Below are 25,124 nucleotides of genomic sequence, written 5' to 3'. Positions count from 1 at the left end.
TGGGAACTTAATTAAAATTAAGCTTCGATTTCTGAAACGATACCTGAACCAACAGTACGTCCACCCTCACGGATAGAGAATGTAGTACCTTGTTCTACGGCGATTGGGTGGATCAATTCAACGTTGATAGCCACGTTATCACCAGGCATAACCATTTCTGTACCTGCTGGAAGTTCGATTGAACCTGTTACGTCAGTAGTACGGAAGTAGAATTGTGGGCGATAGTTGTTGAAGAATGGAGTGTGACGTCCACCTTCTTCTTTAGAAAGGATATATACTTCACCTTTAAATTTAGTGTGTGGGTTGATTGAACCTGGTTTAGCAACAACTTGTCCACGTTCGATTTCGTCACGTTGAACACCACGAAGAAGGATACCTACGTTGTCTCCTGCAAGACCTTCGTCAAGTTGTTTACGGAACATTTCAACACCAGTAACAACTGCTTTTTTGATTTCTTCTTTGATACCAACGATTTCGATTTCGTCGTTGACACGAACAGTACCACGGTCGATACGTCCTGAAGCAACAGTACCACGTCCTGTGATTGAGAACACGTCCTCAACTGGAAGAAGCAATGGTTTGTCAGTGTCACGTTCTGGTTCTGGGATGTATTCGTCAACTGTTGACATCAATTCCATGATGATATCTTCGTATTTTTCATCGCCTTCAAGAGCTTTAAGAGCTGAACCTTGGATAACTGGAAGGTCATCACCTGGGAAGTCGTATTCTGAAAGAAGGTCACGAATTTCCATTTCAACAAGTTCAAGCAATTCTTCATCGTCAACAAGGTCAACTTTGTTCATGAAGACGATAAGGTGTTTAACACCAACCTGACGTGAAAGAAGGATGTGCTCACGAGTTTGTGGCATTGGTCCATCAGTTGATGCAACTACAAGGATAGCTCCGTCCATTTGAGCGGCACCAGTGATCATGTTTTTAACATAGTCCGCGTGTCCTGGGGCATCGATGTGGGCATAGTGACGAGTTTCAGTTTCGTACTCAACGTGTGCAGTGTTGATTGTGATTCCGCGTTCGCGCTCTTCTGGAGCAGCGTCGATAGAAGCATAATCTTTAGGTTGGTTAACTGAAGTAGGTAAGCGACGAGCAAGTACTGTTGTAATTGCAGCTGTCAAAGTTGTTTTACCATGGTCAACGTGTCCAATTGTACCAATGTTAACGTGGGGTTTACTACGATCGTATTTTTCTTTTGCCATTTTGGGAAAAGCCTCCAATAAAATATATTTTATAGATAGACTGTAGGCAATACAGTCTAACTTTACCTTACTATTGTAGCAAATTCTAAGGATAATGCAAGCATTTTATGTTCTTGACAGATGTCTTATTTTGAGAAGACACCTAAGTTCTTGTCATTTTCCAACATAAAACTCTCTCAGACAGACGAGTAGCCTCTTTCACATCTCGAGTGAAAGAGGCTACCTGTGGGCTATTTGTTTTAAAATGGTCTCTAAAATGCCTATTAATAAGCAGAGTTTTCTAAAACTTCTTCACCATATCCTCCGGCTTGAGGCAGTGGTAAATTCGTTGAATTTGGAGCTCTTAATATTCTAACAGGTCTTGCTCCAGCTTCTTTTGCAGCATGGATATCATCATCGCTATCACCATAGTGGATGCGTGAGCCATTTTTCTTAATGTAATAAGATTTGTCATATCGATAAGGTTTAATCGCTTTACTGCCTGTATAGTTTACAGCAATCGGCTTGTCCAAAGAAAAATCTTTAGCTAAGGTCTTAGCTGTCTTATCAATTTCTCCTTTTTTGTACATTGAGCCTCTGGTGCGTCCTGTGATAAAGACAATCTTGTCGCCACGTTTTTGGTGCATGGCAATGAGCTTTTTGGCATATTCTTTAGGAATAGAGTCTCTATCTCCTCGCTTAGCAACAAAATCCCAGAACTTTTGCTTATGAAGATAGTCAGAAGACCCTGGTGTCATATAGTTTTTACCGTATTGAAAATATTGGCTACTAAACAAGAGCGTATCATCAATATCAAAACTCACTGTTATCGGTTCTTGACCTTCCAAACTTTTTTGAATGTCTTCGACAGTGATTAATGTTACCGATGCTTGATTTGAAAGAGCAGTAATTCCTTCTTGTGTGTAGGCTACTTTTGGTCCACCTGCTTCAACTGCTACTGTTGACATGCCAAATAAACCAACTACCAAGAGACTACTTGCTAATATTTTTTTCATGCTAAAACCTCCATAAAACCATTATATAATAGCATCTGATTTTGGTAAAGCGTTTTCAAATCGTAGATGCTATTTTTTGTTGAGACACCTCTCAAAAATTTCAATTAATATTTTGTATGTGTGCATACAAAAAATCTCCTTTCGGAGATGTTTATTGAAATTGATTGATATTAATCACGTTAGTCGCTTCTTTGCGAGCGTCTTTTCGATAGGAAAGCTCTGCTTCTTTCAAAATATCTTGTTTTTTCTCGTTAGCATCAATATTTAAGACAAACCCAATAGCTACTGACAAGACCAAGAGACTGTTCCCTCCTTGAGATAGGAAAGGAAAGGTAACACCTGTTGATGGAATCAATCCTGAAATCCCCCCAATGTTTACGAACACTTGCATCAACATCATCCCACCAACGCCTAATGCCATCATCGCATTAAACGGATTTTTAGCTTTAATGCCAACATTCATAATTCTTAAAATCAGGAAAAAGACAAGTGCTAAAATCAAGCCTGCTCCAATCATCCCCAACTCTTCGATTACAATCGAAAAAACAAAGTCAGTCTGCGCTTCTGGAAGATAGCCCCGCTTTTCAATCGAATTTCCCAAGCCTAATCCAAACCAACCGCCATTACTCATAGCATAATACGAATTGGCTAACTGATGCCCTGAATCCGTAAGGTCATGAAAGGGGTTAAAAAAGGCACTGAAGCGTTTTGCAACGTATCCAAAAACAGGCACTTTAGCTACTTTCTCAACACCTATCAGTGCAATAGAGCCCAAAAATAGGGAGGATAAACTTGTAATCAAAAACAAAATAGCTGAGAACCAACGATAGCCGATTCCGCTAATCGAAAACATCAAAATCCCTGTCAAAACAATGATAGCGGCATTGCCCAAGTCAGGCTGCATAGCCACTAACATCACCATTACTAACGAATAAACACGCCAATCTTTTAAATCAGACCACTGTCTAGGCCACCACATCCCTCGTGTCAAAGCTTGGTAGTCATAGGTTGCAATGCTTTCTTGGCGCTTCGAAAAAGTGTAAGCCAAGTACCAGACCATTATGATTTTGAGGTATTCTGCAGGCTGAATACTCAATTTTCCAATAAAAATCCAGCCGTGGGCACCCTTGGTGGCTACGGTGAAAAATCGTGCAATAAACAGCAGCACAATTTCTCCCAACATGACTAGCGTCAGCACTTGTGAGTTTTTCAAAAAGTTAAGTTTTAACTTGTAAATAAAACCAATCGCTACAAGACTCACCATCCAAAAAGCACCTTGGTTCATAACAGACAAAAACGGATTGGCATGATTTTGAATGAGACTCACACTAGTCGTTGAATACACCACAATTAAACCGATAACAGATAGAATAAGATAAGGCAATAAAATAGAATAATTTAGCAAATGCCTTTTGTGAATTTTCATAGTTTCCCCTATAGTTTTCTTGAATAATCTTTTAGCATTATATCACCTTTCTTTAGCAAAACAAAGCGAAAAAGCAACCCTAATGGGTTGCTTTTTTTGCCAATATTAACCAGAATTACGGAGTCCAGTTGCAATCCCATTAATCGTGGTATGGATCAACTTTTCGTAATCCTCATCAAGCTGGTCACTTCTGAGGCGTTTGATCAATTCGATTTGAATGTAGTTTAACACGTTAAAGTAAGGCAGACGGAAATCCAAACTGTATTTTAGCGATGGGTTGTCTTCTAATAACTCATCGTGTTGTTCAATGGCTAAAATAACATCTTTGGTCAGTTGCCACTCGTCTAAAATGGTGTGATAAACGTCTCTGACTTCTTGGCTTTCGGCTAACTGAGCATAGTGAAAAGCAATGTTCATGTTAGATTTGGAGAGAACCATATCAACGTTTGACAATAAGGAGTGGAAAAATGGCCACTTCTCATACATATGCTGTAGCTTAGCCAAATTACCCTCATCTTGATCAATAAAATGTTTAAAGGCTGAGCCAACACCATACCACCCTGGTAGCATGATTCGGTTTTGTGACCATGAAAAGACCCAAGGAATTGCTCGTAAACCTGTAATATCGGTGATTGTCTTACGAGCTGCTGGTCTGGAACCAATATTTAGACTAGACACTTCTTTTATCGGACTAGCCTCAAAAAAGTAATCATAAAAATAAGGATTCTCAAAAACCAATTGGCGATAAACCTGATTGCTGTCTTCCACAATGCCATCCATGATTTGTCTAAACCCGTCAATATCACCTGGATTAGTCAACATGCGGGTCACCATACGGTTAACCGAAGCTGAAATCAGCATTTCAAGATTGTAGTAAGCAACGTCTTTGTTGCCGTATTTATTTTCAATGATTTCACCCTGCTCCGTTAAACGAATACGGTCTTTAATTGAGCCAAATGGTTGGGAGCTAATAGCATCGTAAGATGGTCCGCCTCCACGACCAACCGTTCCTCCACGACCATGGAAAAAGGTGACTTTAACCCCATGTTGTTCCCCAATTTCGGTCAACTCGTTTTGAGCCTTGTATAAGGTCCATCCAGAAGCGAGATAACCACCATCTTTATTACTATCTGAGTAGCCCAGCATAATTTCTTGGTAATCATCGTTGGCTGAAATCCAACGCTTAACAATGTCGTAGCTCAAGTACTGGGTCATGATAGCTCTTGAATTATCCAAGTCCTCAATGGTTTCAAACAAGGGAACAATTTGAATTCTTGCCTTGTCTTGATCAACCAGTCCAACCTCTTTGAGCATAATTGCTAGCTCAAACATATCAGACACACTCTCGGTATGTGAGATAATATGCTGTTTAATAACTTCTTCACCCAACTTGTCTTTGAGATCACGCGCCGCTGCATAAATAGCCAGTTCTTTTTCTAAAAGCTCCGATTTTTCAACACGCGATGACGACAAGGTGCGTGGGTCCTCAGTCAATTCTTTTAGAAGGATTTGACATTTTTCTTCCTCTGATAGAGCGCTATAATCATCAACGATGTTAGCGCCTTTGAGCAACTCTGCAACACAAGCTTCTTGAACGCTTGAGTCTTGTCTCATATCGATACTGGCTAAAAAGAAACCAAAAATGTCAATAGCTTGGATAACCTCTGTAAGGTCACCTTCAACTAAGGCTTGGTCACCACTGTTTATTAGAGATGCTTCAATCAATTGGAGGTCGGCTTTTAGCTCAGCAGCCGTCTGATAAGGCGGAATCCGATTTTCTTCAATACCTGTTGCAACTTGATCAGCCTTTGACTCCACAAATTTTGCAATTACAGAAGCATTGCTCGTCGAGTGTGCATTAGCATAGTGATGTTTTTGCAGCAAGGATTTGACAGTTGGCTTTGCCGTTAGATTCAGCAAGGTTTGAACCAGACGAGATTGGATATAGTGAAATGCTTTTCGGTAGGGCTCGTTTTCCCGATAGATAGACTGATCACTTGATAAACTCGCTAATTTTTCAACAGCTTGGCTAGGCTTGGTGAGGGTCGATGAGAGCGAGAAAGTCCTATACAGGGCTGACATCTTTTCAATATAATAATTTAAAACAACTTCACTTTGGACAGTTGCTGATAAGCGCAGCGTTTCTGCCGTTACAAAAGGATTACCGTCACGGTCTCCACCAATCCACATTCCCATCGTAATTGGTTTGGTTTTTTCTAGCTGAAGTCCTTTTTCTTGAGCAAGTCGTTTATACTCGCCAGTCAGTTTTGTCACGGCTGGAATGAGCGAATCATTGTAATACTGCATGACGTTTGTAATCTCATTTTTCACCTTGAGTTTTTTCTCACGGATAATGTCTGTTTGCATGATAATGTCAATGTAGCGATAAAGTTCTGTCTTCCATTTATCTTTATTGACAACACCCGCTTTCACATCACGGTATTTACGAAGGAGATCATGAATTTTGGTGGTTAACTCTAACACTGTCTTGCGCTGTACTTGCGTTGGGTGTGCCGTCAAAACAGGAACAACCGTCACATTTTCTAAAATCGCCTTAGCATCATCTTTTTCAGCAACCGCATCAATTGTTAGAGCGAGTTTCCCCAGATAATCAGTATTAGTATTGTTTTGAACATTGATTTCATGCGCTAAGTCAACGTCTTCTGAAATATTAATCAAGAGCGGTAAAATAGTGAAATACCTTGAAATCACAATCATGTCCTCATTGCTAATACGTGCAATCAATTCTTCTAAAAGAACGTAATCTTGTTTTTCAGATAATTCAATAATGGTTTCAATCGTTTCAAAAGCCTCATCACCAATCATACGACGGGTAATGTCTTCAAGGATTTCCTTTAACAGGGCAACTTCTTCGGCAATAATCTCATGATTATTGCTACTCTCTAATTTTTTTAGTGACAAACTTTGGGCTCCTTCTCTGCTAGTTTCTCTTTTATCATACCATTTTTTACTCAAAATGTAAGTAAAACAATGGATAATGTCTGTTTTTAGAGGCACTTTGGCATGATTTTGAGCTGTTCTGTTTGCGTGAGGCTTTTGTATCAACTAATGTCTATTTTTTGTTATACTAATAACAACCACTTGCTTAAGGAGAAACCTATGGAATTAAAAAAACGTTCAGAATTTCCAGAAAACGAACTCTGGGACCTTACTGCACTCTACAAAGACAGGCAAGACTTTTTATTAGCTATTGAAAAAGCTTTGGATGATGTTGTACTGTTCAAACGCCAGTATGAAAACCACTTGGTAACGGTAGAGGACTTCACACAAGCCTTGATGGAAATCGAACAAATCTACATCCAGATGAGCCATATTGGAACTTACTCCTTCATGCCTCAAACCACGGATTTTTCTAGCGAAGAATTCGCTCAGATTGCTCAATCCGGCGAAGACTTTGTGACCAAAGCCAGTGTCACGCTTAGCTTTTTTGACACTGCTCTTGCTAGTGCTGACATCACCGTACTAAATGAACTCGAAAAAAATCCTTATTTCAGCGCTGCTATTCGCTTGGCTAAAATCCAAAAAAAACACCTGCTAAGTGCTGATGTTGAAAAAACTTTGACCAACCTACGCGAAGTACTGGCTGCACCTTATGACATTTACACAAAAATGCGAGCTGGTGATTTTGAGATGGAAGACTTTGAAGTTGATGGAAAAACCTATCAAAACAGTTTTGTGTCTTATGAAAACTTTTATCAAAATCATGATGATGCCGAAGTTCGCGAGAAAGCTTTTCGTTCTTTTTCAAAAGGCCTCAGAAAACATCAAAATACTGCTGCAGCTGCCTATCTCGCAAAAGTTAAGTCAGAAAAATTAATCGCTGACATGAAAGGTTACGCTTCTGTTTTTGATTACCTCCTCGCAGAGCAGGAAGTTGACCGTAGCATGTTTGATCGTCAAATTGATATGATTATGTCTGACTTTGCGCCTGTGGCTCAAGCCTTCTTGAAACACGTGGCCAAGGTTAACGGTTTAGAAAAAATGACCTTTGCTGACTGGAAGTTAGATCTTGATAGCGACCTTAACCCAGAAGTTAGCATTGACGGTGCTTATGACTTGGTCATGAAATCTTTGGCACCTCTCGGCAAAGAATACACCCAAGAAATTGAACGTTACCAAACCGAACGTTGGGTAGACTTTGCTGCCAATGCTAATAAGGATTCTGGAGGCTATGCTGCCGATCCTTACAAGGTTCACCCCTATGTCCTTATGAGTTGGACTGGTCGCATGTCTGATGTCTATACCTTAATTCATGAAATTGGTCATTCTGGTCAATTCATCTTCTCAGACAACCACCAAAGCATTTTCAATACCCACATGTCAACCTACTACGTCGAAGCGCCATCAACTTTTAACGAGCTCATGCTAAGCGATTACCTCGAAAAACAATTTGATGACCCTCGCCAAAAACGCTTTGCCCTAGCGCATCGTCTGACAGACACCTACTTCCATAATTTCATTACACACCTACTAGAAGCAGCCTTTCAGCGCAAGGTTTACACCCTCATTGAAGAAGGCGGAACCTTTGGGGCAGAACAATTAAACGCTATGATGAAAGACGTCCTAACAGAGTTTTGGGGAGATGCCGTAGAGATTGATGATGACGCCGCACTCACTTGGATGAGACAAGCCCATTACTACATGGGGCTATATAGCTATACCTACTCAGCAGGACTAGTCATCTCAACAGCAGGCTACCTCAACCTGAAGAACAATCCTAACGGAGCAGATGAGTGGTTGACCTTCCTCAAATCTGGTGGTAGCAAAACCCCACTAGAAACTGCCAAGTTAATTGGTGCCGACATCTCAACCAGCAAGCCACTTCAAGATACAATTGCCTTTTTGAGTGACACCGTTGACCGCATTATCGCTTATACAAAGGAGATAGCTAATGGCTAATACATATGATTTTACAGTCCAAAACCAAGATGGTAGTGATTGTTCCCTAAAAGACTTTTCAGGAAAGGTGCTCCTCATTGTCAATACTGCTACAGGTTGCGGGCTAACCCCACAATATGCTGGCTTACAAAACCTCTATGAAACATATCACTCTGAAGGCTTCGAAGTGCTTGATTTTCCTTGCAACCAATTTTTAGGACAAGCGCCTGGAGATAACGATGAAATCAACACCTTTTGTAGCCTTAATTACAAAACTACATTCCCTCGATTTGCCAAAATAAAGGTTAACGGCAAGGAAGCAGACCCACTGTTTGATTGGTTAAAACACCAAAAAAGCGGTCCTTTAGGCAAACGAATTGAGTGGAATTTTGCCAAATTTTTAATTGACAGACACGGTCATGTGGTAGAAAGATTTTCATCGAAAACACCTCCTGAGGAAATGACTACTGCTATCGAAAAACTTCTCAACACCTAATCCTTAAAAAAACGTTATCCTTTAAAGGATAACGTTTTTTATCTCATTTAAATCAGTTTAATGCCTTTTTTGCTCAATGGCTTTTTAAACAGCCCTAAAAAGAAAAAGAAGAAACACACTGTCGAAGCAGCATAAATCCCATGAAAAGGAAGACCTGATAAGACATATAGCACCCAAGGGATGTGATACACATAAACAATGCAACTATCCATCAAGACTCCGTAAAAAAGGGCACAAAAAGCTACTAAAATCGCTAGACTCAATACTCTAAACAAAACTTTCTCAAAAGACAAGAACCTAGCGAGAAGTCGCCAAATCAACAGAACAAGGGTTAAGGCCGTTATCTGCCAGGTAAGCCAAACCCCAAATCCTAAAAATATGGCAGATGTCACCATCGAAACTGTCATGACAACAAGCATTTCTGAAAGACTAGCATACAACACACCAATCATCAAAAAAGCCAAGAAAGGCTGAACAGTTGGAAATGGATGAAACAATAGTCGCAAAGCACAACAAAATACTGACAAAAGAATCATGCGACGCACTTTTTTAATAGACATAACACCTCAACATTAGTTTTTATCTATTATCACAAATTTTTGACGGCTTGACCAGTCTTAACCTCATCATCAGTCAGTATTACAAAAAGATGTGGGTCTTATGATAACGACTGACCTTTCACCAAAACAGCTATCAATAAAAACTGTAACTTTAACCCTTGTTCCTTATAAGGAGTGACTATAAGGTCAAATGCCTGAATGCCTTGGAAAAACGAACTTAGCCCTTCTGCTCAGCTTTTCCAAAAATAGTCTAAAATAGGTAGAAAACTAAGAAAAGAGTTAGGATATTTTGATTTTTTAAAGGTTTTAGGGTACAATATCAATAATGAGAAGAAGAATAAAACCCATTGTTGTCGCGGTCTTCTTTTTCTTGCTGGCTATACTATTATTGCTTGGAAACAGACACACCCAAAACCTCAGAGTTAACGAACTGAGACAGGCCAAGGACAATATCCCAATAACCACAACCAGTTCAAAGAAATCGACCGCTGACACCGCTGAAGACGACGACTTTATCTTAAATCCAATTATTGACGTGTCAGGCTGGCAATTGCCCAAAGACATCGACTATGATACCTTATCAAAGAACATATCAGGCGCTATTGTTCGTGTATTTGGAGGATCGCAAATTACCGCTCACAATAACGCCGCCTTCACGACTGGCCTTGATAAATCATTCAAAAAACACATCACGGAATTTCAAAAACGTGATGTCCCAGTTGCTGTTTATAGTTATGCTCTAGGACGCAATAGCAAGGAGATGCGAGCCGAAGCAAGGACTTTTTACAAACATGCTGCCCCATTCAAGCCAACCTATTATTGGATTGACGTTGAAGAGGTAACCATGAAAAACATGAATAAAGGGGTTAAGGCCTTTCGTGAAGAGCTTGAAAAATTAGGGGCTAAAAACATCGGCCTCTACATAGGGACCTACTTCATGGAGGAGCAAAACATTTCCACAGAAGGCTTTGATGCCGTATGGATACCAACATATGGTAGTGATTCCGGCTACTATGAGGCTGCTCCAGACACCACTTTAGATTATGATCTGCACCAGTATACCTCACAAGGTTATATTAATGGCTTTAATCACCCACTTGATTTAAACCAAATTGCCGTTACAAAAGATGCCAAAAAGACGTTTGAAAAACTGTTTGGCCCAATTAAAAAAAATAAGAGGAGATAGGCTACTAGCCCTCCTCTTTTTGAGCGTATCCCTTGACAAGGATAGTTATTCCTCTTATAATGATAGAAAATATAATATTTCACAAAGGAGTGCTTTGGCTGAGATCGCAGTTGCGAAATCCTAGGGACCTGATCTTGTTAATACAAGCGTAGGGATTGTGACCAGTAAAATCTATTGGAAAACAATACTCCTTTTGTGTAAAAAAAGGAGTTTTTTTATGTCGAGAAATACAAACATCAAGTATCTCATTGAGGCTGCTATTTTTGCCGCTCTTGCAATGGCTCTATCCTTTGTCCCAGATTTTGTGGGATGGTTCAGCCCTTCTTATGGTGCAATCCCACTTGTCTTATTCGCCCTTCGACGAGGAACTAAGTATGGTCTTCTTGCAGGCTTGATTTGGGGACTCTTGCACTTCGTTCTTGGAAAAGTCTACTACTTGAGCCTATCACAAGTGATGATTGAATATATTCTTGCATTTTTATCAATGGGCTTGGCAGGCATGTTCTCAAATGCTCTAGCTAACAGTTTGAAATTTCAAAGCAAATTATACGCTCTTTTCACAGCATTATCAGCCGCTCTTTTTGCAGTTGGTGTTCGGTACCTTTGGCATTTTATTGCTGGCGTTATTTTCTGGGGAAGCTACGCGCCTAAAGGCATGTCTGCTATTTGGTACTCATTTACCGTCAATGGTACAGCAGGGATTTTAACTTTCTTAGTAACCGCCCTTGCTTTGGCAATTATCTTGCCTGCTCAACCTCAATTTTTTACTCCTCGCGATTAATCTCACAAAAAAGTATTAACCCTATCATTAAAAAATGGTATAATATAATTATTATACTATTTTTTATATTGTTATAAGGAAAACTAATGGTTAAGAAAACAAAACTCAAAAAAACCTTGATTGAACAAATTTTAGATAAGGCTAACATCTCTTATCAAAGTCTTCGCATCAATGCTTTAGAGAGAGAACTACCAGATACCATCTCAGCATCGGATATTTATAAAACTCTCGCCTTATTTGGTGATAAAAAAAGCCCTATTATTGGTATCATTCCTTTGACAGAACATCTGTGCGAAAAACGTCTCGCCAAGGTTTCTGGGCATAAAAAAGTATCTATGATTCCGCAAAAAGAATTGCAGGGTGTCACAGGCTACGTGCACGGAGCTAATAATCCAGTTGGCATCCATCAAAAACACAAGTACCCTATTTACATCGATCAGTCTGCACGCAGCAAAAAAGACATCATTGTATCAGCTGGTGAAGTGGGGCGATCCATTAAAATTGATAGTCAAGAGCTAGCTGCTTTTGTCAATGCAGAATTTGCCGACATCATCAAATCCTAATGTGTTTTCCTACCAAGCGAATGCTTTTCTTATAATAAGGTTTGAATCATTTCAGACCTGTGCTCGATATTAGCACATGTAAATCATAGCTAAAATTCGTCTCTTTCCTTTTGGGGTCAACCTATAACTATATCAAAATGGGGAGGTAAAACCATATGAAATGTTATTTTATTAGACACGGAAAAACACTTTGGAATCAAGAAGGACGCTTCCAAGGCTCAACAGAAGATTCACCTTTACTTGATGACGCTAAAGAAGAGCTCCGCCAATTAGGCCAAGCACTAAGTCATATTCCGTTTGACGCTGTCTACTCTAGCGATCAAAAAAGAGCCGTTGACACGACTCAAATCATTGTTGACGAAGCTGGTATTGATGCTGACGTGATTTATACCGATAAACTAAGAGAATGGAAACTCGGCAAGTTAGAAGGGGCTAAAATCACGACTATGTCTGCCATCTACCCCACTCAAATCTCGGCGTTTCACCATAACCTCGCGAAATTCAACACTAGCCAATTTGATGCAGAATCAACCTATCAAACCACTCAGCGAGTGGCAGAGCTCATTCACTCACTCAAAGACAGTGACTATGAAAATGTCCTAATTGTCGGACACGGTGCTAACTTAACTGCCTCTATTCGTCACCTCTTGGGATTTGAACCAGCTCTATTTCGTTCTTTGGGCGGATTAGCCAATGCTAGTTTGACGATTTTGGAAACCATGGACTTTAATCACTTTGAGTGCCTCAAGTGGAATGACAAATCGTATCTAGAAGACACACATGTGTTATCTCACAAAACCTGAATTGTTGGGAGAGATAATCATAGCAAATGACCTTTAGGAATTAGACACAACAAGCAAGATGACTAAGCCATCTTGCTTGTTTTTTGTTCCAGTGACTACTGGCTAGAAAAATGCCGTTCACTCGGCGTCAAACATCACTTAGCGCGCGTATTTTAATCGCAGCACCTTTTCTTGCTGTTTATTTAAACGCAGTAAAATCACGACCTTATCAATACTCATATTGCTTTCTAAAAGGCGCTCTGCTGCCATCATTAAGCCATTGTTCATCCCCATTTGCAAGATTGGGTTTTTCTTATCGTTGCCATCAAAGATAAATTTATTATCTGGCAAATCAAAGAGAACCTTAACCGCTCCAAAGAGTTGCTCAAAGTTATCAATCGCAACATCGTAAACCGGTTTTGTGCCAGGTTTGAGCTTGCGACCTCGGTGATTAAACCACATCGAATGCCAGCCGCCATTAAAAGCACCCATAATATCATTATCGTAGGAGTCCCCCACATAAAGAGTGGTTTGAGGATTCATGTCAAATTGCTCAGCCGCTAAATTAAAGATTTCTTTTTCGGGTTTTTGAAAACCTGTCGCTTGGCTAACAATAACACGTTTGGGATCAACATAATCATATAGTCCTAATTTACGAACTTTTTTGAGCTGGTGCTCTGTTGGGCCATTGGTGATGATTCCCATTGGAACCTTCTTAGATTTCAAAAAGTCAAGGGTCATGCGCATTTCATCAAGCATCGTGATGTCTTGTAATTCTTTTTCATAGACTTCTTGGAAATTTGTCCCAGCTTTTTCATCAATCTCTGGATACCCAAATTCAAGTAAGGTTTCCTTGCAACGCCAAAAGCGAAAATACTCTGTTGTCCACTCCCCTGCCATCACTTTTGGAAAACCAACGTCCGAGTAATGACGAAAACGGATGTACGCTTGGTTCATCACCGACATGTCAAAGTCAGGAAAGCATTTCTCCATAGCCTTTCGATAGGGTGCTTGTTGGTCATAAATAGTATCGTCTACATCAAAAACAATAGCAGTAATCATGGGTCTCTTTTCTTTTCTATATTAATATCTTGTTCATTATACTATTTTATTCCTTGCTTTTCAATTTAAGGCAAGGCAGAGCTTATGAACGTTCGAATTTTACAACGAAATATAGGTGTATTCTATAGTCTTTTATGTTACAATATGAAGGAAAACTTTTGGGAGGAAAACATGTCAAATCAACACATTGAAGAATTAAACGACCAACAAATTGTTCGTCGTGAAAAAATGGCAGCCCTAGCTGCACAAGGGATTGATCCGTTTGGAAAACGTTTTGACCGCACAGCAAACTCTGCTGAACTCATTAAAACATATGCTGATAAATCAAAAGAAGAGCTCCATGACCTCAACGAAACTGCTATTGTCGCAGGACGCTTGATGACAAAACGTGGCAAAGGAAAGGTTGGCTTTGCCCACTTACAAGACCGCGAAGGGCAAATTCAAATTTACGTGCGTAAGGACTCTGTTGGAGATGACAATTACGACATTTTCAAAAAAGCTGACCTGGGTGATTTCATTGGTGTTGAAGGCGAAGTCATGCGTACTGATATGGGTGAGCTATCCATCAAAGCTACAAAATTGACTCATTTATCAAAATCACTACGCCCATTACCAGAAAAATTCCATGGCTTGACTGACATTGAAACCATCTACCGCAAACGTCACCTGGATTTGATTTCAAATCGCGACAGTTTTGACCGCTTTGTCACCCGTTCAAAAATCATTTCTGAAATTCGTCGTTACCTTGATGGATTAGACTTCTTAGAAGTTGAAACGCCTGTGCTTCACAATGAGGCTGGAGGTGCGGCGGCACGTCCATTTGTGACACACCATAACGCTCAAAATATTGACATGGTTCTTCGTATCGCAACAGAGTTGCACCTAAAACGACTTATTGTTGGTGGTATGGAGCGTGTTTATGAAATTGGACGCATTTTCCGTAATGAAGGAATGGACCCAACACATAATCCTGAGTTCACATCGATTGAAGTTTATCAAGCCTACGCAGACTATTTAGATATCATGAACCTAACTGAAGGTATTATCCAACATGCTGCTAAAGCTGTCAAAGGCGATGGTCCTATTGATTATCAAGGAACTCCTATCCACATCAATGAGCCATTCAAACGTGTGCACATGGTTGATGCCATCAAAGAGGTTACCGGAGTTGATTTTTGGCCAGAAATGACCCTCGAAGAGGCAATCGCTCTGGCAAACGAAAAACAGGTTCCACTTGAAAAGCATTTTACCAGTGTAGGACATGTCATTAATGCCTTCTTTGAGGAGTTTGTCGAAGAAACCTTGATTCAACCAACCTTTGTCTTTGGACATCCCGTTGAAGTGTCACCACTGGCTAAGAAAAATCCAGAAGATGGTCGCTTTACAGATCGTTTTGAGCTCTTCATTATGACCAAAGAATATGCTAATGCCTTTACCGAATTGAATGACCCTATCGATCAATTGTCTCGTTTTGAGGCTCAAGCCCAAGCAAAAGAGCTTGGAGATGACGAAGCAACTGGAATCGACTACGATTTTGTTGAGGCTCTTGAATACGGTATGCCTCCTACAGGTGGATTAGGCATTGGGATTGACCGTTTGTGTATGTTATTAACAAATACCACAACAATCCGCGATGTTCTTCTTTTCCCAACTATGAAACCATAATACCTCAGAGTCCGTGACAAATCATGGACTCTTTGTGTTATCATAATAATACCTTATCTAAGCTCAAAAGGAGAATCTCATGACAAAAGCTTATATTTCTTACCTCTCTGCTGGTATTTTTGCCTTGTATGGCTTACTAGCTCAAAAACCGATTTTCTTGGGCCTTGGCCTTATTCTAGTTATAATTGGGGTATCACAGCACCTAACCAATAAAAAATAGCATGCCCTGCAAGCCTCTTTCGAGACAGCTGTAGGGCATACTACTGTTTAGGTCCAGAAACCTTTTATTTTCTAAACGCATCCAGGATTGTTTTAAACTCTTCATTGGTCAAGGTAATCCCTTTGCCCATTTTGGTATGATCGGGACTCCAAGTACGGATATCCCACTTGGGATCTGCACCGTTAAAACTCACGCGATTGAGTTCTTTGGTCCACCCTTTGTCATTTTCTGACAAAGTCAGTAAGTGTTCTTCAATGCTAAATGTAAATTCTGCCATGTTTTTTCCTCCTTATCTATTTATTCGAAAAAAATTTCAAATCATTCCCAAAACAGCAAAAACTTTTCAAAATGATTCATTTGCGATAAAATACTGTCACTATCGATGCAACTAATTGTGAGGAGACTGGTTATGACAACATTTCTCAAACAACTAAAGTCACTGCTGGTTGATTTTATCGACCAGCATCCCCATAAAACAGCACCTGCGACCTCTGTCCAGCTCAAGGCTAATAAAATGATTAGCCTAATCAGAGAAGCCTGTGATAAAGGCTTAGCGGTTCATGTCATCTATCAAGGAAAACACGCTACAGGTATCATTCAAAAGTACGATAAGGATAAGGGGCAGCTCATCTTGAGACATGCCAAACAAAAACTAGCTGTTCTTATCCCTCTAACTGATATTGATAAAATCAGCCTTATTCCGTCCTCTGCTTGCCCATCCAATACCTCAAAAAAGCTCTAGATTCGTCTAGAGCTTTTTATTCTCTCTAGGCTCTGATTGTCTGACTGGTGCCATCTTTTTGGTACAAGTTGACTAACCCTTCTTTGCGTGCTCGAATCATATCTCCAGGTTTTACAGCCTGTGGCAGCGAAATGGTCAACAATTCCATCGGATTGGGAGCTCGGTCAATCTTATTACCTTGTGCATCGTGCAAGTCTTTAACAACTGCCTCAAAATGACGAAAGCCTGGGCCGTAAAATTCGATAAAATCTCCTTCGAGGATGACGTTACGCTGGCGAATCGTCGCTGTCATGGTTTGTTCATCAAAAGATACCACTTCGCCGACAAATTTATATTGAGGAATTTTACGACGTGCACCAAACAATTGTTCGTTTTCAGTAGGCGTTCCGTAGTAAAATCCTGTTGCTAGCTCTCTTTGAGCTACTTTCCACAACTCATCAATCAATTCATCCTTAATGGCATAAAAAGCCTCGGGGCTTTCCATATAAGCATCTACAGCCGCCTTATAGCAGTTGGTGACGGTTGATACGTAATGGATTGACTTCATTCGCCCTTCGATTTTTAGGCTGTCTACACCATTATCAACCAAATCAGGAATGTGCTCAATCATGCACATGTCGACAGAAGACATGGAGTAGGCCTCGGGAATTTCTCCTTTGAGGGAACGTCTTTCAGAACCAAACGGCATTTCGTAGAGGTCATATTTCCAGCGGCAGGACTGCGAGCAGCCCCCTCGGTTGGCATCTCGATGACTCATGTGATTTGATAAGACACAGCGTCCTGAGTACGAGATACACATTGCTCCGTGTACAAAAGCTTCTATTTCAACATTTGTGCGCTTTCTGATTTCTGCCAACTCAGCCATATTGACCTCACGCGCCAAAACCACGCGCGTCAGTCCCATCTGTTTCCAAAATTCAAAGGTTTCATAATTGGTCGAAGACGCCTGAGTTGACAAGTGAATCTCAAGTCCTGGTGCCTCGATCGAACAAATCATAATCAAGGCTGGATCAGAGACAATAACAGCATCTAAGCCCATGTCTCGGAGCTGACGAAACCACTCTCCAGCTCCAGCCTCATTCCCCTCATGAGTGACCATGTTAGCCGCAACATAGACCTTACTGCCACGAGCGTGTGCATAGTCGATTCCTTCTTGTAATTCTTCCACTGAAAAATTACCTGCCCGGCTTCTAAGCCCGTAGGCTTGGCCTCCAACAAATACTGCATCTGCGCCATAATCAATGGCGACTTTTAGTTTTTCAAGTGTGCCAGCAGGTGACAAAACCTCTGGGCGTTTTTTGTGATTTGACATATCTTATTCTTTCTATTTTCAAGATAGGCAGATGAAAAGCCTTCATCAAGGAGTAACTCCTAACACTCGGTTAAGTGCACTATCCTCTAAGATTACTTAACCGTTTTAGGGTCTAAATCGTAAAATCCAGTATCCAAGCCTCGGCCTTCTGGATGTAAGCGATGAAGCTGTTCGTCCAGTTCTTGAGCTTTTTCCATGCTGAATTGGCCTGTTTCTAGGAGTGTTTTAGCCTGTAAAAATAGACTAGCTATCGCAACAAAATTCTCTCCTGGGCAAAAAATACCATCTAATTTCCAATGGGTCAAGCCATGCTCATAAAGCTCTCCCAATTTGGTCATCATATCAATATCATTGTTAATGAAAATATGCGTCCCATGATTGTCCTCATAAATCGAATAATGGCTATCAGCATCTCCTGGTTCTGCCAAAAACAGACCTCTCTCACGGGTCACCTCATCATCTATCCCCGTAAAATGATAATAATTTTTTAGCAGTGGTCGCTTAGAATGGTGAATGACTGATGCGCCGTAAACCAATACCTCTGCTGGAAATTCCAAATTATCAGCTAGCGCAAATAATTCTTGAGAGGGGATTTCTCTAGCTAAGACACTCTCGACCGCACCATGTTGTCCCCAAAAATTCACTTGACGACTCGATGTCACAAAAACAGAGGTGTCATAAATCAGCTTAAAATGGTAGCCATCTCGTTGATTAATGTAAAAAACACCTGCGTCTCCTACAGCCAGGTAATCCACTGCGATCTCTTTCATGAGATCTAAAAAAGGTTTGATTTGGTCCATCATGCCCTGGTGCATGAGGGCATTGCAGGCTACGGTTAACTCTTTGCCTGCCTCATGTACCAAATGTGCAATCTGTCTCAACTCATCATCTGAAAATTGATGCGGCAGACGTAAGCCATACTTGGACTCACCAACATAAATACGATCTACACCTAAGGCTAATAATGCCTTGACTTGATTAATACTCTCAGCTGTCGCTGTTATCACTATTTTTTTCATATAAGAGATATTATACCAAATTTTTGACCTTTCAAGCAATACAGGACTAAAATTACTTATTGGCTTTTATCATTTTTTCAAAAAAACATGACAAAAAACCAGTTTTGTGTTAAAATAGCTTAGTATGCCATAGAAAGGAGAAGACCATGCCAAGACCTTTGAAAAAGCATGAGGAACTGAACCATCACGAACCTCATCAGGACACCTATCGTCAATTTCAAGATTTTAAAGATATCAGCAACCACAGCGCTAAGTTAAAAGAACTTATCTTTTTTGGTCGCATTGCTATCTTCAGTTTAGTTACCGTCTTGTTTGCATTTGTTCTTCTCGTCATGAATTTGACTCCCCTCTGGGCTTTCTTATTTGCAAGTGCTCTTAGTCTTGCAGTGACATCAATGATGACAAAAATAATCAAATCCTTCCTATCATAAAAAGAGCCAAATTTATCTTGGCTCTTTTTCTATTCTCTGATTAACGATTTAATGGTTGTCTGTTGGAACGTCTTGACTAACCACAATATCATTTTCGTCCAAAGTGATAATGATGTCATCTGCAGAATCAGTGGTTTGAGAAACTTCTGATAAATTCTCTTTGGTTTTTTGAACAACCTGATTTGCTTTGTCTTTAATCACTTGGAGCATCTGCTCAGGTGTCAATTCTCCTGCTTCAAATTGTTCCTTCACTTCGTTGAAGGTCTCAACTGCCAAATGACCATATTCACTAGTTTTTTCTTTTGCTTTTTGGTGATAAGCTTCAGGATTTTCGCGGTAGCCTTCATAGGCTGCTTCGGCACGGTTTTTTAATTCCTTACCTTTATCACTGTTTAAAAAATAAGCTGCAGCGGCACCAGAAACAGCACCAATAATAGCGGTTTTAAAGAATTTACTCATGCTTTTTTCTCCTTTTTGCTAAATAGTTTTGAAGCCATTTTTCCTACTAAGGCTACTTTTCCTGCTTTGCTGACACTGCTAGTTGCATTTGTCGCTTTGTGCCCTAAGTGTCTCGCTTGTAGGTTAAGGTCAGAAACACTTTCTGATAAATCAGCTACCGCAACAAAAAGAGGGTCTAGGGTTGCTACCTTGCCGTTAACATCTTCTACTAAAACATTAGCCTTAGCCAAAATTTCATTGGTGTGATAGAGAGTAACGTTAACATCTGTGGTGAGTAAGGTGATGGTTTTTTTCGTTTCATCAACCGTCTCAGAAACTTTTTTTAAGACCATGATCAAAAAAACAACCAAGGCAGCAAATGCTAGCGCCATAATAAGCAGTGAGATTCCAACTAAATCCATAAGTTTCTCCTTTTTCTATCCTTATTGTTGATAATAAGGAATTCCTTTTTGCTGACGTCTTTTGACAATAAAGACGACTCCGATTAGTATCAAAACTACTGACACGTACTGAGATACCCGTATTCCTAAAAACATGAGACTGTCTGTTCGCATTCCTTCGATGATGAGACGCCCAAATCCATACCAAATCAAGTAGAAAGAAAAGATTTCCCCATCAAGCAAGTATTTTGGTTTTCGACGAAGCACTAGGATAATCGCAAATCCCAACAAGTTCCACAACGATTCGTACAAAAACGTAGGGATACGGTAACTGCCTTCAATAAACATTTGTTGCTGTATAAAGTTAGGAAGATATGGCAAATGCTTTACAGCTTTTCCATAGGCTTCTTGGTTAATGAAATTGCCCCATCTGCCTATGGCTTGTGCAATCATAACACTAGGAGCTGCAATGTCTAAAAAGTGAATTGGGTTCAAAAAACGCTGGTAACAAAAGGCAAACAAAACTGCCGCACCTGCAATGAGTCCTCCATAGATAGCAATCCCCCCATTCCAGATGGCAAAAATCTCTGAAAAGTGTTGTGAATAGTAGGACCACTCAAATATCACATAGTATAGTCTCGCTCCTAAAATAGCTAGTGGAAAGGCAATTAAGATGAAATCAATCACGTCATCACTCGTTATTTTTTTTCTGGGCGCTTCTTTTGCTGCCAAATAAACCGCTAACACCAAACCTGTCATAATGCAAAGGGCATACCAGTGAATGCTGATTGGCCCTAGTTTCAAAGCTATTGGATCAATCATTTGCTTTCCTCGTTTTTGCTAATTAACTGGGTCAAGCGGTCTTCGAAGGTCTTTGTTGCATCAAAGCCCATTTGCTTGGCACGATGGTTCATAGCTGCAGATTCAATGACAACCGAGACGTTACGACCTGTTTTAACTGGAATACGAACGCGGGGCAAATTAACCCCTGAAAAGGTAATTTCTTCATTGCCGTTTCCTAAACGGTCAAAGATTTTATCAGCCTCAAAATTTTCTAGGTAGATTGCCAACTGAACTTGTGAAGAGTCCTTGACGGCACTTGCACCATAAAGGGACATCACATCAATAATCCCTACACCACGAATTTCAAGAAGGTGTCGCAGAATTTCTGCTGGCTCACCCCATAGGGTTTCTTCGTCTTTAGCATAGACATCTACACGGTCATCAGCAACCAAGCGATGCCCACGTTTTACCAACTCTAGAGCGGTCTCGCTCTTACCAATACCTGAGTCTCCTTGGATAAGCACACCCATCCCATAAATATCCATCAACACGCCGTGAACGCTTGTTCTTTCAGCTAATGAGGCATCTAAAAAGTAAGACATCTCTCCAGCTAATCTGCTGGTTGACACCCGACTGCTTAATAATGCAACGCCTTCTTCAGTAGCTGCTTGGATCATTTCTTCGGGAATTGTTAAATCTCTAGACACAATTACTGCTGGCGTGTCTTTTTTAAACATCTCTTTTAGCACAGAGTAGCGATTGTGAGAGGTCATTTGAATGAGGTATGACCACTCTTTCATGCCAAATAATTGAAGCCTCTCTGGAGCATAGTAATCAAAGTAACCAGTCATTTCAAGACCAGGTCGTGAAATATCTGACGTCGTTATTTCTTTTTCTAACAAGTCATCTGTTGCGTAAACAATATCCAGTTTGACTTTTTTTACCAACATCTTTACTGTAACTGCCATAATTTCTCCTTTTTGAATATTATAACATAAATGCATACAGACCCTAAGGCAAATACTCTTTTTTTTGACAGGATTATCCGTTAAAAAGGCTATTAAACATGCTTTTTTGATTGAGCCATACATGAAACAAGCCCTATCTCAGGAGATAGAGCTTGTTGAGTTTGTCTATTAATTGTGGTCAAATCAGGGAGTTAGCTTTCTTTAAAACGATTACCAAAACCAGTCCTCGTTATCGATAACCTCAGCGTCTTTACGACGCCTAGGGCCTCTACTTTTTTGATTTTGGATGAGATCTTCTTTAAACGGTAAAAAAATTGCTAAAAGAATATAGAGAATCACACCAAAACGGGTAAAATAGATGAGTAGTGCCGCTAGCACGCGTGCTAAAGGCAAATCCCAGTTGTATTTATCTGCGAGCCCTGCCACCACACCTGAAACCATCTTATTTTTATGTTGTTTATAAAATTTAGTTTCCATCGTATCTCCCTCCACTTTTATACTACTAGTTTATTCTTTTTTTTGCAAAAAAAATCAGCCGTAAGGCCGATTTTATCGTTGAGGTCAGGCTATTCTCAAATCCTTTGCACTAACTTTCCACGGCATTTGCCACAGGCAAACTTAGACAGAGTTATGCGGCGCTTACGCTGGTAACATTGGCCACATGCTTGGCAAACATAACGATAGGTGGGCTTATCGGGCGCTAGCTTAGGCGCAAAGCGCAAGCCATTAACCTGTTGCAATAATCTTTTAAAGTCCTTGTCTTTGTGCTGGTAACCACGCCCTTCAAAGTAAAGATGGTAATGGCAGAGCTCATGCCTAACAATTTGCCTAAAGACAGGTTCCCCGTACAACTCAAGAAGTTTGGGATTGAAATCAAGGTGCCCATCTGATGGGAAAAAACGTCCGCCCGTTGTTTTTAACCGGCTATTCCACTCTGCTTTGTGGTTAAAGGGTTTGCCAAAGTCTGCCAAGGACACGTCGTTCACATAGTCAGTGAGCATCACGAGGTGAGAGGAGGCTTAGGTTGACCTTGTGGCGGTCCAAGTCAATCTTAGAAACCCAAACCGTCACCAAATCACCGACAGCTAGTACTTGGCTAGGGTGATTGACAAAGGTCTTGCTCATTTCAGAAATGTGGATTAGACCATCCTCATGAACACCAATATCAACAAAGGCTCCAAAGTCAACAACGTTTCTGACCGTTCCTTCTAATTTTTGTCCGATAGCTAGGTCCTTTAAGTCCAAAATGTCTTGACGAAGGACTGGGGTTTCAAAATCATCACGCAAATCGCGTCCTGGTTTTAAGAGATCTGCAATGATGTCTGTCAAAGTTTCTTGCCCAAGGGCGAGATGTTCGGCCATCTCTTCTGGTTTGATGGCTTTTAACTTGGCTTTCGCTTGATCGTCCAAGGTTTTAATCCCCAGCAAGTCAAAAAGTTTTTTAACCGCTGGATAAGACTCTGGGTGAACTCCTGTATTATCAAGGATATTTTTTGCATTTGGAATGCGTAAAAATCCTGCCGCCTGCTCAAACGCTTTGGCGCCCAAGCGCGGCACTTTTTTAATCTCTGTGCGTGACTGGATGAGTCCGTTTTCTTCGCGGTATTTGACAATATTTTCTGAAATGGTTTTGTTCAATCCTGACACGTGGGCTAACAGAGATGGACTGGCTGTGTTAATATTGACACCAACCTTGTTAACTACTGTATCAACCACAAAATCAAGGTGCTCACTTAATTTTTTTTGACTGACATCGTGCTGATACTGACCGACACCAATTGATTTAGGGTCAATTTTCACTAATTCTGCCAAAGGGTCTTGCAACCTGCGGGCAATTGAAATAGCTGAGCGTTTTTCGACAGTTAAGTCAGGAAACTCATGGCGTGCAATCTCTGAAGCAGAATAAACAGAAGCACCGCTTTCGTTAACAATAACGTAAGATGTTTCTGGAAAATCTTTTAGCACCTCAGCAACAAAGGCTTCACTTTCCCGACTGGCTGTGCCATTACCAATAGCAATGATTTCAATCTCGTAACTCTTGATCAGCTGAGCTAACTCTTTTTTGGCTAGTTGAATTTTAGCCTGGCTAGCTGGAGCGACTGGATAAATGACTTGGGTCGCTAGTAACTTTCCTGTCTGATCGACCACTGCCAACTTAGCCCCCGTACGAAAGGCTGGGTCAAAACCAAGAACCATCTTTCCTTTAAGAGGGGATACCAATAATAGATTGCGGAGGTTTTCAGAAAAGAGCTTGATAGCGCCATCTTCGGCTGCCTCAGTGAGCTCTGTACGAATTCGGCGTTCCATAGCTGGGACAATTTTCTTTTTCACCGTTTGGTTGATGACCTCATCAATGTAGGGGTTGGTTTGTTTAAACCGCACACTGAAAAAGCGGAGCATTTTATCAATATGATGCTCAAAAGTGACCTTTAAGACACCTAGTTTTTCGCCACGGTTTAGTGCCAGCGTGCGATAGCCCTGCATTTTTGAAACGTTGTCTGAAAAATCGTAATAAATCTCAAAAGTCTGGCGTTCATCTAGGGACTGGTCCTTAACCGTTGACACGATACGACTATAGTTCCAAATTTCGTTATAAGTCCATGATCGTAGCTTAGCGTCTTCAGACATGGCTTCGACTAGGATATCGACAGCGCCTGCCAAGGCTTTTTGAGCCGTCTCAAATCCATCGGTGAGGTAGGTGGCCGCCTCGTTTTCTAAAGCAGGTGCATTTTGCAAAATCAGTCTAGCGAGCGGGAAGAGTCCTGCTTCTCTAGCAATAGTAGCCTTGGTACGTCGCTTTTCCTTATAAGGAAAATAAAGCTCTTCGAGTTCTGCTAGCTTTTCTGCCTTAGTGATGCTGTCTTTTAAAGCATCGGTTAATTTCCCTTGCTCAGCAATTTTAGCTAGAATGGTTTCCTTACGCTCATGCAACTGAGTGAGCGACTTGTCTTTATCAAGAATTGCCTTGATGGCAACCTCATCCAAATTACCAGTCACTTCTTTACGGTACCTGGCAATAAATGGGATGGTGTTCCCCTCAGCAGTCAGACTCAAGACCTGACGAACCTGCTTGAGGCTAATGCCTAAGTCTTCTGCAATTGTGTGATGATTTTTATTTTCCATAATAGCTTTATTATAGCATATTTGAATCCTAAGACACCAAAATATCACCAAACCATAA

26 protein-coding genes and 1 riboswitch are annotated in these 25,124 nt (G+C 40.6%); of the genes, 10 read left to right on the top strand and 16 right to left on the bottom strand.

Annotated features, from left to right (window positions below):
* Positions 1-17: 17 nt before the first annotated feature.
* From tuf to ppc, 4 genes are all read right to left on the bottom strand, one after another.
* Positions 18-1,214, bottom strand: a complete 1,197-nt coding sequence (tuf, locus tag AKK44_RS02965; RefSeq protein WP_037595142.1) for an elongation factor Tu — start codon at positions 1,212-1,214, stop codon at positions 18-20.
* 263 nt (positions 1,215-1,477) lie between these two features.
* A complete protein-coding gene (gene aphA, locus AKK44_RS02960; RefSeq protein WP_054278451.1) occupies positions 1,478-2,209 on the bottom strand; it encodes an acid phosphatase AphA in 732 nt (243 codons plus the stop codon).
* A gap of 151 nt (positions 2,210-2,360) precedes the next feature.
* A complete protein-coding gene (ftsW, locus tag AKK44_RS02955; protein WP_054278450.1) occupies positions 2,361-3,635 on the bottom strand; it encodes a cell division peptidoglycan polymerase FtsW in 1,275 nt (424 codons plus the stop codon).
* A gap of 105 nt (positions 3,636-3,740) precedes the next feature.
* A complete protein-coding gene (gene ppc, locus AKK44_RS02950; RefSeq protein WP_054278585.1) occupies positions 3,741-6,557 on the bottom strand; it encodes a phosphoenolpyruvate carboxylase in 2,817 nt (938 codons plus the stop codon).
* 198 nt (positions 6,558-6,755) lie between these two features.
* On the opposite strand from ppc, the gene pepF reads away from it, so the two are divergent.
* Entirely contained in the window at positions 6,756-8,555 is a 1,800-nt protein-coding gene (pepF, locus tag AKK44_RS02945; RefSeq protein ID WP_054278449.1) for an oligoendopeptidase F, read from the top strand.
* A complete protein-coding gene (locus AKK44_RS02940; RefSeq protein WP_054278448.1) occupies positions 8,548-9,030 on the top strand; it encodes a glutathione peroxidase in 483 nt (160 codons plus the stop codon). Before pepF ends, AKK44_RS02940 begins: the two co-directional genes overlap by 8 nt.
* Before the next feature lie 47 nt (positions 9,031-9,077).
* Here AKK44_RS02940 and AKK44_RS02935 read toward each other — a convergent pair whose 3' ends face one another.
* Positions 9,078-9,590 carry a hypothetical protein gene (locus AKK44_RS02935; RefSeq protein WP_054278447.1) on the bottom strand — a complete coding sequence of 171 codons (513 nt, stop codon included), beginning with the start codon at positions 9,588-9,590 and terminating at the stop codon, positions 9,078-9,080.
* A 325-nt stretch (positions 9,591-9,915) separates the two neighbouring features.
* Here AKK44_RS02935 and AKK44_RS02930 point away from each other — a divergent pair, with 325 nt between their 5' ends.
* The 4 genes from AKK44_RS02930 to AKK44_RS02915 all read left to right on the top strand — a co-directional run bounded on the left by AKK44_RS02930 (position 9,916) and on the right by AKK44_RS02915 (position 12,923).
* On the top strand, positions 9,916-10,776 hold the full coding sequence (locus tag AKK44_RS02930) for a glycoside hydrolase family 25 protein (RefSeq protein ID WP_054278446.1): 861 nt from the start codon (positions 9,916-9,918) through the stop codon (positions 10,774-10,776).
* Positions 10,777-10,851: 75 nt separating this feature from the next.
* Positions 10,852-10,948: riboswitch (TPP riboswitch) on the top strand.
* Positions 10,949-10,993: 45 nt separating this feature from the next.
* Positions 10,994-11,557 carry an energy-coupled thiamine transporter ThiT gene (gene thiT, locus AKK44_RS02925; RefSeq protein ID WP_054278445.1) on the top strand — a complete coding sequence of 188 codons (564 nt, stop codon included), beginning with the start codon at positions 10,994-10,996 and terminating at the stop codon, positions 11,555-11,557.
* Between the two features lie 86 nt (positions 11,558-11,643).
* Positions 11,644-12,120 carry a YbaK/EbsC family protein gene (locus tag AKK44_RS02920; protein ID WP_054278444.1) on the top strand — a complete coding sequence of 159 codons (477 nt, stop codon included), beginning with the start codon at positions 11,644-11,646 and terminating at the stop codon, positions 12,118-12,120.
* A gap of 155 nt (positions 12,121-12,275) precedes the next feature.
* Positions 12,276-12,923, top strand: a complete 648-nt coding sequence (locus AKK44_RS02915) for a histidine phosphatase family protein (protein WP_054278443.1) — start codon at positions 12,276-12,278, stop codon at positions 12,921-12,923.
* A 138-nt stretch (positions 12,924-13,061) separates the two neighbouring features.
* Here the strand turns inward: AKK44_RS02915 and AKK44_RS02910 are convergent, their stop codons facing one another.
* The gene (locus AKK44_RS02910) at positions 13,062-13,964 is read right to left on the bottom strand and encodes an HAD family hydrolase (RefSeq protein WP_054278442.1); all 903 of its coding nucleotides are present in this window, start codon (positions 13,962-13,964) and stop codon (positions 13,062-13,064) included.
* Between the two features lie 171 nt (positions 13,965-14,135).
* On the opposite strand from AKK44_RS02910, the gene lysS reads away from it, so the two are divergent.
* A complete protein-coding gene (gene lysS / locus AKK44_RS02905) occupies positions 14,136-15,629 on the top strand; it encodes a lysine--tRNA ligase (protein ID WP_054278584.1) in 1,494 nt (497 codons plus the stop codon).
* 79 nt (positions 15,630-15,708) lie between these two features.
* Complete coding sequence (locus AKK44_RS09085) at positions 15,709-15,849, top strand: hypothetical protein (protein WP_169750799.1); 141 nt, start codon at positions 15,709-15,711, stop codon at positions 15,847-15,849.
* 64 nt (positions 15,850-15,913) lie between these two features.
* Here the strand turns inward: AKK44_RS09085 and AKK44_RS02900 are convergent, their stop codons facing one another.
* Positions 15,914-16,126 (bottom strand): YdbC family protein, encoded by a 213-nt coding sequence (locus AKK44_RS02900; RefSeq protein WP_037594586.1) that lies wholly within the window; start codon positions 16,124-16,126, stop codon positions 15,914-15,916.
* Between the two features lie 132 nt (positions 16,127-16,258).
* Between AKK44_RS02900 and AKK44_RS02895 the strand changes: the two genes are divergently transcribed.
* On the top strand, positions 16,259-16,591 hold the full coding sequence (locus tag AKK44_RS02895) for a hypothetical protein (protein WP_037594584.1): 333 nt from the start codon (positions 16,259-16,261) through the stop codon (positions 16,589-16,591).
* Between the two features lie 25 nt (positions 16,592-16,616).
* Here the strand turns inward: AKK44_RS02895 and AKK44_RS02890 are convergent, their stop codons facing one another.
* Together AKK44_RS02890 and AKK44_RS02885 are read right to left on the bottom strand one after the other, a co-directional pair.
* The gene (locus tag AKK44_RS02890) at positions 16,617-17,903 is read right to left on the bottom strand and encodes a peptidase U32 family protein (RefSeq protein WP_054278441.1); all 1,287 of its coding nucleotides are present in this window, start codon (positions 17,901-17,903) and stop codon (positions 16,617-16,619) included.
* 92 nt (positions 17,904-17,995) lie between these two features.
* Positions 17,996-18,922, bottom strand: a complete 927-nt coding sequence (locus tag AKK44_RS02885; RefSeq protein ID WP_054278440.1) for a peptidase U32 family protein — start codon at positions 18,920-18,922, stop codon at positions 17,996-17,998.
* Between the two features lie 146 nt (positions 18,923-19,068).
* Here AKK44_RS02885 and AKK44_RS02880 point away from each other — a divergent pair, with 146 nt between their 5' ends.
* Positions 19,069-19,353, top strand: a complete 285-nt coding sequence (locus AKK44_RS02880) for a DUF3270 domain-containing protein (protein WP_037594579.1) — start codon at positions 19,069-19,071, stop codon at positions 19,351-19,353.
* A gap of 48 nt (positions 19,354-19,401) precedes the next feature.
* Here the strand turns inward: AKK44_RS02880 and AKK44_RS02875 are convergent, their stop codons facing one another.
* The 7 genes from AKK44_RS02875 to AKK44_RS02845 form a co-directional block, all read right to left on the bottom strand.
* Entirely contained in the window at positions 19,402-19,812 is a 411-nt protein-coding gene (locus tag AKK44_RS02875) for a YtxH domain-containing protein (RefSeq protein WP_037594577.1), read from the bottom strand.
* Complete coding sequence (locus AKK44_RS02870; RefSeq protein ID WP_037594575.1) at positions 19,809-20,213, bottom strand: DUF948 domain-containing protein; 405 nt, start codon at positions 20,211-20,213, stop codon at positions 19,809-19,811. Before AKK44_RS02870 ends, AKK44_RS02875 begins: the two co-directional genes overlap by 4 nt.
* Positions 20,214-20,234: 21 nt before the next feature.
* Positions 20,235-21,014: a prolipoprotein diacylglyceryl transferase gene (gene lgt / locus AKK44_RS02865; protein ID WP_054278439.1), complete on the bottom strand. Its 780-nt coding sequence runs from the start codon at positions 21,012-21,014 to the stop codon at positions 20,235-20,237.
* Entirely contained in the window at positions 21,011-21,943 is a 933-nt protein-coding gene (gene hprK / locus AKK44_RS02860; protein ID WP_054278438.1) for an HPr(Ser) kinase/phosphatase, read from the bottom strand. Before hprK ends, lgt begins: the two co-directional genes overlap by 4 nt.
* Positions 21,944-22,153: 210 nt before the next feature.
* Positions 22,154-22,420: a PspC domain-containing protein gene (locus tag AKK44_RS02855; protein ID WP_037594567.1), complete on the bottom strand. Its 267-nt coding sequence runs from the start codon at positions 22,418-22,420 to the stop codon at positions 22,154-22,156.
* Positions 22,421-22,515: 95 nt separating this feature from the next.
* The gene (locus AKK44_RS02850; RefSeq protein ID WP_054278437.1) at positions 22,516-22,947 is read right to left on the bottom strand and encodes a SprT family protein; all 432 of its coding nucleotides are present in this window, start codon (positions 22,945-22,947) and stop codon (positions 22,516-22,518) included.
* Entirely contained in the window at positions 22,934-25,066 is a 2,133-nt protein-coding gene (locus tag AKK44_RS02845) for a Tex family protein (RefSeq protein WP_054278436.1), read from the bottom strand. Before AKK44_RS02845 ends, AKK44_RS02850 begins: the two co-directional genes overlap by 14 nt.
* Positions 25,067-25,124: the final 58 nt, after the last annotated feature.

It is taken from the genome of Streptococcus phocae, from assembly GCF_001302265.1.
GTDB classification, from domain to species: domain Bacteria; phylum Bacillota; class Bacilli; order Lactobacillales; family Streptococcaceae; genus Streptococcus; species Streptococcus phocae.
Note: the sequence above shows the minus strand (reverse complement) of the source record. Positions and strands in the feature narration are given on the sequence as shown.